This is a genomic window from Algibacter sp. AS12 (assembly GCF_046736315.1).
GTDB lineage: Bacteria > Bacteroidota > Bacteroidia > Flavobacteriales > Flavobacteriaceae > Algibacter_B > Algibacter_B amylolyticus.
Genome location: NZ_CP151841.1, coordinates 1,615,535 through 1,627,533 on the forward strand (window position 1 = coordinate 1,615,535; position 11,999 = coordinate 1,627,533).

Annotated in this window: 13 protein-coding genes and 1 tRNA gene; 11 read left to right on the forward strand and 3 right to left on the reverse strand. The window is 33.5% G+C overall.

The genetic code is table 11. The annotated features are described in order from the left end of the window. Positions 1–67: 67 nt before the first annotated feature. A complete protein-coding gene (mce, locus tag AAFN75_RS06750; protein WP_411808838.1) occupies positions 68–472 on the forward strand; it encodes a methylmalonyl-CoA epimerase in 405 nt (134 codons plus the stop codon). Between the two features lie 49 nt (positions 473–521). Continuing rightward, a tRNA-Ile gene (locus AAFN75_RS06755) sits at positions 522–595 on the forward strand. A 750-nt stretch (positions 596–1,345) separates the two neighbouring features. On the opposite strand, the gene AAFN75_RS06760 is transcribed toward AAFN75_RS06755, so the two are convergent. Beyond that, a complete protein-coding gene (locus tag AAFN75_RS06760) occupies positions 1,346–1,936 on the reverse strand; it encodes a riboflavin synthase (RefSeq protein ID WP_411808839.1) in 591 nt (196 codons plus the stop codon). 76 nt (positions 1,937–2,012) lie between these two features. Here AAFN75_RS06760 and pdxA point away from each other — a divergent pair, with 76 nt between their 5' ends. The 9 genes from pdxA to AAFN75_RS06805 all read left to right on the forward strand — a co-directional run bounded on the left by pdxA (position 2,013) and on the right by AAFN75_RS06805 (position 9,661). After that, positions 2,013–3,065: a 4-hydroxythreonine-4-phosphate dehydrogenase PdxA gene (gene pdxA / locus AAFN75_RS06765; RefSeq protein WP_411808840.1), complete on the forward strand. Its 1,053-nt coding sequence runs from the start codon at positions 2,013–2,015 to the stop codon at positions 3,063–3,065. 125 nt (positions 3,066–3,190) lie between these two features. Beyond that, on the forward strand, positions 3,191–3,730 hold the full coding sequence (locus tag AAFN75_RS06770; RefSeq protein ID WP_411808841.1) for a YceD family protein: 540 nt from the start codon (positions 3,191–3,193) through the stop codon (positions 3,728–3,730). 9 nt (positions 3,731–3,739) lie between these two features. Next, positions 3,740–3,943 (forward strand): 50S ribosomal protein L32, encoded by a 204-nt coding sequence (gene rpmF, locus AAFN75_RS06775; protein WP_034042489.1) that lies wholly within the window; start codon positions 3,740–3,742, stop codon positions 3,941–3,943. A gap of 181 nt (positions 3,944–4,124) precedes the next feature. Next, positions 4,125–5,123: a beta-ketoacyl-ACP synthase III gene (locus tag AAFN75_RS06780; protein ID WP_144114848.1), complete on the forward strand. Its 999-nt coding sequence runs from the start codon at positions 4,125–4,127 to the stop codon at positions 5,121–5,123. 25 nt (positions 5,124–5,148) lie between these two features. Next, positions 5,149–5,631 carry an acetyl-CoA carboxylase biotin carboxyl carrier protein gene (accB, locus tag AAFN75_RS06785; RefSeq protein ID WP_144114849.1) on the forward strand — a complete coding sequence of 161 codons (483 nt, stop codon included), beginning with the start codon at positions 5,149–5,151 and terminating at the stop codon, positions 5,629–5,631. A gap of 85 nt (positions 5,632–5,716) precedes the next feature. Continuing rightward, entirely contained in the window at positions 5,717–7,069 is a 1,353-nt protein-coding gene (accC, locus tag AAFN75_RS06790; RefSeq protein ID WP_411808842.1) for an acetyl-CoA carboxylase biotin carboxylase subunit, read from the forward strand. Between the two features lie 300 nt (positions 7,070–7,369). Beyond that, complete coding sequence (locus tag AAFN75_RS06795) at positions 7,370–8,482, forward strand: NAD(P)/FAD-dependent oxidoreductase (RefSeq protein WP_411808844.1); 1,113 nt, start codon at positions 7,370–7,372, stop codon at positions 8,480–8,482. Further along, positions 8,482–9,207, forward strand: coding sequence for a monofunctional biosynthetic peptidoglycan transglycosylase (mtgA, locus tag AAFN75_RS06800; protein ID WP_411808845.1), 726 nt, complete (start codon positions 8,482–8,484; stop codon positions 9,205–9,207). The genes AAFN75_RS06795 and mtgA overlap by 1 nt, the downstream gene beginning before the upstream one ends. Beyond that, entirely contained in the window at positions 9,200–9,661 is a 462-nt protein-coding gene (locus tag AAFN75_RS06805) for a 3-oxoacyl-ACP synthase (RefSeq protein WP_411808846.1), read from the forward strand. The genes mtgA and AAFN75_RS06805 overlap by 8 nt, the downstream gene beginning before the upstream one ends. 7 nt (positions 9,662–9,668) lie before the next feature. Here the strand turns inward: AAFN75_RS06805 and AAFN75_RS06810 are convergent, their stop codons facing one another. Beyond that, positions 9,669–11,033, reverse strand: coding sequence for a hypothetical protein (locus tag AAFN75_RS06810; protein ID WP_411808847.1), 1,365 nt, complete (start codon positions 11,031–11,033; stop codon positions 9,669–9,671). A 26-nt stretch (positions 11,034–11,059) separates the two neighbouring features. Further along, on the reverse strand, positions 11,060–11,974 hold the full coding sequence (locus tag AAFN75_RS06815) for an ABC transporter ATP-binding protein (protein WP_411808848.1): 915 nt from the start codon (positions 11,972–11,974) through the stop codon (positions 11,060–11,062). Between the last annotated feature and the right edge of the window lie 25 nt (positions 11,975–11,999).

Here is an 11,999-nt window from a genome sequence, read left to right on the forward strand (position 1 = left end):
GTGAATGACAAAAGGACTATTTTTAAAAGATTTTCGCCTTCGCGGAAATGAATAAAATCAATTAAGGATGAATAAAATAGAACATATAGGAATTGCCGTAAAAAACCTTAAAGATTCGAATGATTTGTTTTCGAAACTATTCGGAAAAGCACATTATAAAACCGAAGAAGTTAAAAGTGAAGGTGTAAACACCTCTTTTTTTAAGGTTGGTGAAAATAAAATTGAATTATTAGAGGCTACTAAAAAAGACAGCCCTATTGCAAAATTTATAGAAAAAAAAGGCGAAGGCATCCATCATATTGCTTTCGATGTTGATGATATACTGTCTGAAATTAAGCGACTTAAAGAAGAGGGGTTTACTGTGTTAAACGAAACACCAAAGCGTGGAGCCGATAATAAATTGGTTGCTTTTTTACATCCAAAAACAGCAAACGGAGTTTTAATTGAGTTGTGCCAAGAGATAAAGCAATAATTTTTCTTGCTAACAATTAAAATAAGTAGTAATATTGCACTCCAATTTCGGTCCTATAGCTCAGTTGGTTAGAGCACCTGACTCATAATCAGGTGGTCCATGGTTCGAGTCCATGTGGGACCACTTAGAAATTGCAAAGCCTTTCATGTATTTGAAAGGCTTTTTTTATTTTGGAGTCTTGGTAAACATTAAAATCTCACTTCTTTTTATATGCTTTATTTTTTATCTACGGTTTTACAATTTTCCACATCCTTCTTAAATATGTAATTTATTTATGCTTTTCAGTTTTAATCAATAGAGTAGTTGTTTTAAATATTTTTACTTTTTAAGCGTTAAAAATAGAAGTGAAACAGTTTAGTCGGACTATCATGCTGTTTTTGGCGTACCAAAATGTAAAGAGCATCATACTTTATGTAATGTTTTAATTAGTAAGGGAGTAATATTCTTTTTGGTTTACGTTAAAATACATATATTTACGCTGTAAATAAAAAGTGAGGGTAACTGTTTATTTAAATTATTAATTATTTTCCTACAAGGAATAAGTGAAAACGCTGATAAAAATTACATCTTGTCGATGTTTTTGGTGTTTTCATAGGTATTTTTAAGTGGGTTCAACGAATTATATTTTGCAAACTCGCTTTTTTTTATACATTTGCAACCAAATGATAATACAAAATAAAAGAATTTTTGCCTCAATCTTATTTGTATTAATAAGTTTTGTCTGTGCAGCTCAGTCTATTCCGGAGCCACCTGTCCCAGGTCCGCCACCGCCACCAGGTCTTCCTATTGATGGAGGAATCTTAGTAGGTGTAGTTTTTGCCATGTTATATGGTGGTAAAAAGCTTTTGTCTTTAAACAAACGTGGCTAACAAGTTATTTGTTTAAGTTAACAAGTTTTGCAACGTATTTCCCCAAAACATCAAACTCTAAGTTTACAAGCGTTCCAATTTTAAAGGTGTTAAAATTTGTATGTTCATAAGTGAATGGTATAATAGCTACGCTAAAGGTATCTTTTTTAGAGTTTACTACCGTTAAACTTGTACCGTTAACTGTTATCGATCCTTTTTCAATAGTAATATTGTTCAAAGTACTATCATATTTAAATGTAAATACCCAACTGCCGTTTTCTTCTTTAATATCTATACATTCAGCTGTTTGATCTACATGGCCTTGCACTATATGACCATCTAATCGATCGCCAAGTTTCATGGCGCGTTCAAGGTTTACTTTATCATTTACTTTAAGTGTTCCAATACTTGTTTTGTCAAGCGTTTCTTTTATTGCCGTTACTGTATATTCGTCGTTATTTGTTTTAACTACGGTTAAGCAAACGCCGTTATGGGCTACACTTTGGTCTATTTTAAGTTCAGGAGTAATGGTGCTTTTAATAGTTATATGAAGGTTTTCTAATTCGGTTTTCAAATCTGAAACCACACCAATATTTTCAATAATTCCCGTAAACATAGTATTGTTTGTTTATTTGGTTAAATTTGCGCTAGTATAAGAGTTTCAAAATTACGAACAAAAGTTGTCATTTCTAATGAACGAAGAAGAAAATATAATTGTAGGTATATCTATAGGTGACTTAAATGGAATTGGGGGAGAAATTATTTTAAAAACTTTTGAAGACCCAAGGTTTTTAGATTTTTGCACACCTGTGATTTTTGCATCGGCAAAAGCCATGACTTTTTTTAAAACGCATTTTAAGTCGGAAATTAATTTCAACATAATAAATAATATAAGTCAGATTGTTCAAAATAAGGTGAATGTGCTTAATTGTTGGAATGAGCCTGTTAAAATTGAATTTGGTAAAGAAGATGTTAAAATTGGAAATTTTGCTATTAAATCTTTAGAAGCTGCTACTAAGGCATTAAAGGAAAATGAAATTCATGTTTTAGTAACTGCACCTATTAATAAGCATAATATTCAGTCGGAAGATTTTAAATTCCCTGGACATACGGATTATTTAGCACAGGAGTTAGAAGGTGAAAGTTTAATGTTTATGATTACAGATACACTTAGGGTTGGTTTATTAACCGATCATGTACCTGTTAAAGATATAGCTACTCATATAACTCCAGAATTAATTGAGCAAAAAATAACCACGGTTTACAATTCGCTTAAAAAAGATTTTAAAATAGAAAGACCAAAAATAGCTGTTTTAGGTATAAATCCGCACACCGGAGATAATGGTGTAATAGGTACTGAAGATGACGATGTATTAAGACCTACACTAAAAAAAATAAAGGATACAGGTAAATTAGTTTACGGTCCTTACGCCGCCGATAGTTTTTTTGGATCCAATAATTACAAGAATTTCGATGCCATTATAGCATCGTATCACGATCAAGGATTAATACCGTTTAAAACGCTGTCTTTTGGTCAAGGTGTTAACTACACTGCGGGATTAAACAAAGTAAGAACATCGCCAGATCACGGTACAGCTTACGAAATAGCAGGTAAAGGGGTTGCCGACGAAAATTCTTTTAAGGAAGCAGTATTTAGTGCTATTAGTATTTATAGAAACAGGATGAGTTATGAACAACTCACTGCAAATCCATTAAAGAAAGCCCCTAGAAAAGTACATCGTTAATTGGTTGATTATTAGTTAAAAAGTTAATAAAAACAAGCCTGTAAAAACATAATTAAAAAAATGTTGATAACTCGTGCTAGGTAAATAAAAATTTATATATTTGCAGGCTCAAAATAGATGCGGTTATGAAGCTATTAAAAGAGTTTACAATCCCATTTGTGGGATTAAAAGTTGGTAAACATCATTTTGAGTACAAAGTTGAGCAAGCGTTCTTTGAACATTTTGAGTATGAAGATTTTAATGACGTAAACATTAATGTTGATCTTATTTTAGATAAAAAGTCAACATTATTAGAGTTACATTTTAAAATTTCTGGATGGGTTAATATAAACTGCGATTTAACAAATGAGCCGTTTAACCAACCTGTAGAAAATGAATTTGACTTGGTTGTTAAGTTTGGCGATGAGTATAATGATGAAAATATTGATATTTTAATTTTACCTCATGGCACTTACGAGGTTAGCATTCAGCAGTATATTTACGAGTTAATTATACTTGCTGTACCAATTAAAAGAATACATCCAGGAGTTGAAGATGGTACATTAGATTCAGAGATACTTGAAAAATTAGAAGAATTAAGCCCAAAGCTTAAAGATAAGAAAGACAAAGAAGAGGAAACAGATCCTCGTTGGAATACATTAAAGAAATTATTAACGGATAAATAAACATATAAAATGGCACATCCTAAAAGAAAAATCTCGAAAACAAGAAGAGATAAAAGAAGAACACATTACAAAGCAACTGCGCCACAGATTGCTACATGCCCTACAACAGGTGAGGCTCATTTATATCACAGAGCGCATTGGCATGAAGGAAAATTATACTACAGAGGTCAAGTATTAATTGACAATTCTGAAGAAGTAGAAAACGTAGCATAATTATATTATGCATGCATATATAAAACGCTCATTTATGAGCGTTTTTTTTATGAAATACTTTTTCTAAATCACAAAAACGCGTAATTTGTATATTATTAGGCCAAAATTTAGTAGTTTTCCTAAAATATTGGATGTTTTTGTCCAATTTTAACGATTTTTTGGTCAAACAAACTTAAAAGGTATGAGTAAAATCTCAGCAGCCATTACAGCTGTAGGCGCTTATGTGCCAGAATATGTATTAACCAATCAAATTCTTGAAACGATGGTTGATACAAACGATGAATGGATTACCTCTAGAACAGGGATCAAAGAACGTCGCATTCTTAAAGATGACGGAAAAGGAACATCGTACCTAGCTATTAAGGCAGCACAAGATTTAATAAACAAAAAAGGGATTGACCCAAAAGAAATCGAGCTTGTTATCGTTGCCACTGCAACTCCAGATATGAAAGCCGCTTCAACAGCATCATACACAGCATCAGAAATTGGAGCAACTAATGCTTTTTCTTTTGATATGGATGCCGCATGTTCAAGTTTTTTATTCGGAATGTCTGTCGCTGCAAGTTATATTGAATCAGGTCGATATAAAAACGTATTGCTTATCGGAGCCGATAAAATGTCGTCTATTATTAATTATAAAGATAGAGCAACATGTATTATTTTTGGCGATGGTGCAGGAGCTGTTTTATTCGAAGCTAACGACGAAAACTTAGGATTGCAAGATGAGTATTTAAGAAGTGATGGTACTGGTAGAGAGTTTTTACAAGCCACTTACGGAGGGTCATCTCACAAACTAACTGCAGAGATTTTAGAAAATGGCGGGCAATATGCTTTTCAAGAAGGAAGAACAGTATTTAAAAATGCCGTGTTTAATATGGCTGATGCTGCTGTTAAAATTTTAGAGCGTAACAACTTAACAAAAGATACTGTAGATTGGTTGGCTGCGCATCAAGCAAATAAACGTATTATTGATGCCACCGCACAACGTATTGAACTAGATGATAGTAAGGTTATGATGAATATTCAAAAGTATGGAAATACTACATCTGCAACCTTACCTTTACTTATAAATGATTACGAATCGCAACTTAAAAAAGGAGATAATGTTATATTTGCAGCCTTTGGAGGAGGATTCAATTGGGGAGCCATTTATTTAAAATGGGCCTATAATTCAAAATAATAACCACTAACTAATTAGTAATAATATGGATATTAAAGAGATTCAAAACTTAATTAAGTTTGTAGCCAAATCTGGTGCAAGTGAGGTTAAATTAGAAATGGACGATATAAAAATCACCATTAGGACAGGGTCAGATTCAGACACTACAATAGTGCATCAGGTTCCTGCTACTCAATTACAACCACAACCAGTTATTTCTGCAGCACCAGTTGCCGAAGCGCATGCACCAGTTGCAGCCGCAGCAGCTCCAGCTTCAGAAGACTCAAAATATATTACAATAAAATCACCTATAATTGGTACTTTTTATAGAAAACCAGCTCCAGATAAACCTTTATTTGTTGAGGTAGGTCAAACTATTGGCGAAGGTGATGTACTTTGTGTTATTGAAGCCATGAAACTTTTCAATGAAATTGAATCTGAAGTTTCAGGAAAAATAGTTAAAATATTAGTAGACGATTCTTCTCCGGTAGAATTCGATCAACCATTATTTTTAGTAGACCCATCATAACCTATTAAAAATTCCAATAAACAAATCTCGAAATCCAATATTTGGAATTTGGCGGTTGGAATTTGTAATTTTTAATTTTAAAGGTATGTTTAAAAAAATATTAATTGCCAATAGAGGAGAAATAGCACTTCGTGTTATTAGAACCTGTAAAGAAATGGGCATTAAAACGGTGGCGGTATACTCTACTGCCGACGAATCGAGTCTGCATGTTAAGTTTGCCGATGAGGCCGTTTGTATAGGACCACCAGCAAGTAGTGAGTCGTATTTAAAAATGTCTAATATTATATCTGCAGCAGAAATTACTAATGCAGATGCCATTCATCCAGGTTACGGATTCCTGTCAGAAAACGCTAAATTTTCAAAAATTTGTGAAGAGCACGGTATAAAATTTATCGGAGCATCTCCAGAAATGATTGATAGAATGGGAGATAAGGCAAACGCCAAAGAAACCATGAAAGCTGCCGGAGTACCATGTGTACCAGGTAGTGAAGGTGTAATAAAAGATTTTGAGGAATGTAAAAAATTAGCCGAAGAAACCGGCTATCCTGTTATGCTTAAAGCTTCTGCCGGTGGTGGAGGTAAAGGTATGCGTGGTGTTTTCAAACCAGAAAATCTTAAAGATGCTTGGGATTCTGCAAGACAAGAATCTAAAGCAGCCTTTGGAAACGACGATATGTATATGGAAAAACTTATTGAAGAGCCAAGACATATCGAAATTCAAATTGTAGGCGATTCTAACGGAAAAGCCTGTCATTTATCAGAAAGAGATTGCTCGATACAACGTCGTCACCAAAAATTAACGGAAGAGGTACCGTCTCCATTCATGACAACCGCACTTCGTAAAAAAATGGGAGAGGCAGCAGTAAAAGCAGCAGAATATATTAAATACGAGGGCGCAGGAACCATTGAGTTTTTGGTAGATAAGCATCGTAATTTCTACTTCATGGAAATGAATACGCGTATTCAAGTAGAGCACCCTATTACAGAGCAAGTAATTGATTTCGATTTAATTCGCGAGCAAATTCTTGTAGCAGCAGGCGTGCCAATTTCAGGTAAAAACTATACGCCAAAACTACACTCTATCGAATGTAGAATTAACGCCGAAGATCCGTATAATGATTTCAGACCTTCACCAGGAATGATTACAACATTACACGCTCCAGGAGGTCATGGTGTACGTTTAGATACCCATGTTTACGCAGGTTATGCCATTCCGCCTAACTACGATTCTATGATTGCTAAGTTAATTACAACGGCGCAAACCAGAGAAGAAGCCATTAATAAAATGAAACGTGCCTTAGACGAGTTCGTTATAGAAGGCATAAAGACTACCATTCCATTCCATAGGCAACTTATGGATCATCCAGATTATTTAGCAGGTAATTATACCACTAAATTTATGGAAGACTTTGTAATGGAAAAACAAGTAGAAGAATAAATAAATAAAACTCTGGAAGTAATTTCGGAGTTTTTTTATGGCGTTACCACAAGGGTCGGGCTTTCCGTTACAAGTCCTCGCACTTCCTTTCGTCGGGCTGTGGGCTTTCCTCTGCAATCCCTAACGCGCGCTGGTCCGCGGTTTTCAGTCATCAGTGTGCAATCATTCTTAACATATTCAAATCCATTAAAGTTTCGCATTTAAAAGTAGAGATTAAGCGAGCTGTCAAATAGACTCGCTTAAATTTTCAAAAGGCATAGCGTAGTCTCAAACTTCAATTAAAAATTATAACTTAGCTTCATGAACCTATCATATTGGGAAATAAAATCATGGCTGTCAAATATCGAATTCTGCATAGTTGGTAGTGGTATTGTAGGTCTTAACTGTGCTTTACAATTAAAGGCTAAGTTTCAAAAAGCCAAAATTCTAATCCTAGAAAAAGGAACCTTGCCACAAGGTGCCAGTACCAAAAATGCGGGATTTGCCTGTTTTGGAAGCCTTAGCGAAATACTAGACGATTTAAAAACACATTCCAAGGCCGAAGTACTTCAACTCATTCAAAAGCGTGTAAAGGGCTTAAACGTATTAAGGCAAACCTTAGGCGACCAGCAAATTAATTTTAAGCAATTAGGCGGTTATGAGTTGTTTTTAAACTCAAATCAAACCCTATTTCAAGACTGTATATCAAAAAGAGAAGCCATTAATACATGGTTAAAACCGCTTTTTAAAACCGATGTTTTTAGTATAAAAGATAATAGTTTCAATTTCAAAAATATAAATAGCCATTATGTTTTCAATAAGTTTGAAGGGCAAATAGATACCGGAAAAATGATGGAGGCCTTATTGGAAAAAGTGTATTTTAAAGGCATCAAAATTTTAAATAATGTTCAAGTCGAGCAGTTTTTAGAAGTTGCCAATTCGGTAAAAATAAAAACTAATCAGTTTGAGTTTTCGGCATCAAAAGTTCTTATAGCTACCAACGGATTTGCATCACAGTTAATTACAGAACATGTTAAGCCAGCAAGAGCACAAGTGCTAATAACTAAACCCATAAATAATTTAAAGCTAAAAGGCACGTTTCATTTAGATAAGGGCTATTATTATTTCAGAAATATAGACAATAGAGTTCTGCTTGGTGGTGGACGAAATTTAGATTTTAAAACCGAAGAAACTACCGAGTTTAAACAAACAACCTTAATACAAAACCATTTAGAAGCTCTACTAAAAACTACTATTTTACCAAAAACAGCTTTTGAAATTGAATACAGATGGAGCGGCATTATGGGTGTTGGAAACCAAAAAAAAGCCGTTGTAAAGCAACTAAGTACTAATGTGTTTTGTGGTGTAAGACTTGGAGGTATGGGTGTTGCAATTGGTAGTTTAATAGGTAAAGAATTAGCGGAATTGGTATAATGGCGTTAAAAGGTAAAAAGCATCGCGAGAGTTTGCTAAAACGATTTTTTCGATTTGTTTTAAAAACAATCTTCTGGTTGGTAGTACTTTCTGTAGCTACGGTTTTCTTTTATAAAAAGGTGCCCGTTCCGGCTACGCCATTAATGGTAATTAGAAGTATCGAGCAATATCAAAATGGTCAAGATATAGTTTGGAAACACGATTGGGTTGCTATGGAAAATATTTCAAAAAATGCCCAATTGGCTGTGGTTTGTAGCGAAGACCAATTGTTCTTAAATCACAATGGTTTCGATTTAAAAGCCATAGAAAAAGCATACGAAAACAACAAAAAAGGAAACGCTATTAAAGGCGGAAGTACTATAAGCCAACAAACGGCAAAAAATGTGTTTTTATGGCCACAGCGTAGTTGGTTGCGGAAAGGCTTGGAAACATATTTTACGTTTTTAATAGAAAAAATGTGGACTAAACAGCGCATTCTAGAAGTATATTTAAACAGTATAGAAATGGGAAATGGTATTTATGGTATAGAAGCCGCTTCGAAATATTGGTTTAAAAAACGAGCTTCTCAATTATCTAAACAAGAAGCCGCTGCAATTGCTGCTGTTTTACCAAATCCGCGTAAATACATTGCACATCCAGCAACTACTTATATAAACTCTAGAAAAAACTGGATTGTAAAACAAATGGTTTATTTTGGGGCCTTAGATTTTAAAACAAATGAGTAGTCCTTTAAATATAAAGCAAAACCTATATAACGCATGTTTTCAGTTTATAGAAAACAGATTGTTAACGGTCCAAAAAACCATTAACGAAATTCAAGAATCCTTAACTAGCGAAACTAAAAGTAGCGCTGGCGATAAGCATGAAACCGGTCGTGCTATGCTTCAGCTAGAGCGAGAAAAAGCAGGAAATCAACTGGCCGAAATAGTGAATGTTAAAGAAGCATTGTCTAAAATTAGTACAGAAAAAAACTCTAAAACAATTGGTTTAGGAAGTGTAGTATATACCACAAAAGCTAATTATTATATAGCTATTAGTGCAGGAGAATTAACAGTTAACAAGGACAAATTTTATGCTATTTCTCCTAATACGCCTATTGGACAGTTATTAATGGGTAAAGAGGTTAATGCGCCAATTGCTTTTCGAGGTAAAGCGTTTGTTGTTAAAGAGGTGTTGTAAAGCTAGTTTAGCGCCCTATTCTTTCAGGTCCAGAAAAAGTATTTAGCCGAGCTTCTACAAGGTTTCTTTTAATAATAGTATTTCTTATTATTTTAAAAATGGTTATTAAAAAAGCCATAGCTAGTAATGCACAAATACCAACAAATACAAGAATGTTTTTAAGGTCTTTTTTTACTTTATCTTGTTCTTCAAAACTTATAATAGTTTTAGTTTTTGGGTTATAAAAACCACTAACTACAAATGTTTTTTCTAAACTAGCTTTAATAGAATAAGTGCTTTCCTCGGGTGCATTAAAACAATTGTCGTATAGTTTAAAAAGGGGTGTTTTGGGTTTTAAAACGTTTAAAATGGAATCTAGTCTTTTGGCTTTATATAAGCGGTTATTAAAATCTCTTAACTGTAGTTTATAGGCTTGATTCAAAGATTTCTGCCAAAGGCTAGAATCTATGTTTTTTTTAAACCCGAATTTATCCATATTCTTTTTAAGCTGGCTTTTGAAGCTTTCTAAGTCTGGCTTTTTAAGGTGTTTGGGGTTAAAATAATAACGATAATACGCTCCAGAAGATGGATTGTTATAAATGTGGTCGCGTTCTGCTTGAGAAAGTACATAGTTTTCGCCATTAAAATCGTAAGGGCGTTTAAACTGGTAAACCCAAGCGTTATGTAGTTGTATATACCTTGATCCTGGAAGTGTAGTTAGCTCATCGGTATTGTTTAAAACAACAATGTCTTCCTTTGTTTGCGTAAGTTGCCAAATGTCTTTTAGGTATTTTATATCTCTATTTGCAAAAAGTGCTATAGTTACAGGAATAATTAATATAATACTTACTATGTTTAAAAACGAAAGTGGTTTGGCTTTTTTAAGACCATTTTTAATTTCATAATCTAAAGACAAGGTGTCGTTAATAGAAACGATATAAAGTGAAGCGCCTTCATTAATAGCCACAACGCCATCTCTTACAATATACTCATAGCTAAAGGATTCGTTTTTTAGAGACTTTAAGTATTTCCGCCAATGCCATGGTATTTTTACTTTGGCTCCGTTTATGGTGTCGTAATACCTTCCGTTTTTTCCGTGTTGCTCATAAATACGTTCGTAAAAACCAGTTGCTTTATATATTGTAGGATCTATTACATGTTCTTTATAGCCTTTTACAAACCAATTAATACCATATAAGAGCATTATTAAAACGCCAAACATGATATTAATAAAGACATGATTTTCGTCTTCTTCGCTGTAAATTACAATGGCAACAATAGTTATTATTGCAGCAAGTATAACGAACATGCCTAATAGTAGTTTTTTGGTTCTGTTTATTTGGCTAGAAACAAAAGCTAATTCATTGTCATTTAAAGTTCTTTTAGCAAACATGTATAGAGTTCTATTTAGCTAGATGTTTAACCTTCGATTATTTTTAGGAATAATGTGCTGCCTACGCTAACCTGCTTGCTATATTCAAAAAACACTGATTTACTGTTTAATTCGGCTTCAATTAAATAATAATGGCCTTTAAAAAAAGATCGTTTAACCGTAGATTTCAAATCTGATTTATCTACAACTCTTAATTGATGAGCATAAATTATTTTGTTGTTAAGGACATTAAACTCGGCAAAAAAAGATGCAATTAAAGGTGTTTTAGGGTTTTTATAAAGTGCTTCTGGAAAATCGTTAACTGCAATTTTATGATTGTTTAAAACAATCATACGGTCTGCAAAACCTAAAACATCTTCTTTATCATGGGTGGCAACAACGCAGGTAATATTGTTTTCTTTTAAGTATTTAAAAACACTTCTACGAAGACTTTGTTTTTTAAAATTATCTATATGACTAAAAGGCTCGTCTAGCAAAATAATTTCGGGTTGTTTGGCTAAAGCGCGTGCTAAAGCAACACGTTGTTTTTGACCGCCACTAAGTGTTTTTACTTTTGTTTTAGCAAAATTAGTAAGCTCGACAACTTCTAGTAATTCGTCAGTACGTTTTTGTTTTTCTTCTGGATAAAAACGCGACAGGAATTTACCTATGTTTTCTTCAACGGTTATAAAAGGCATTAAATCAAATTCTTGTGCCACATATTTCATAAAATCATAACCAACAACCAGGTTGTGTTTTGGACCCAATATTTGTTCATCCTGCCAAAAAATATGACCTTCATTTAAATCGTATTCACCATATAAAACTTTTAGTAGAGTACTTTTTCCGGAGCCACTTTCTCCTATTATAGCAATGTTTTCACCTTGTTTTGCTTCAAAAGAAATAGCTTTTAAAACTGGTGTTTTGTTATAGGAAAATGTTAGGTTTTTTACATGTAACATAGGCTACAAAAATAACATAAAAAAA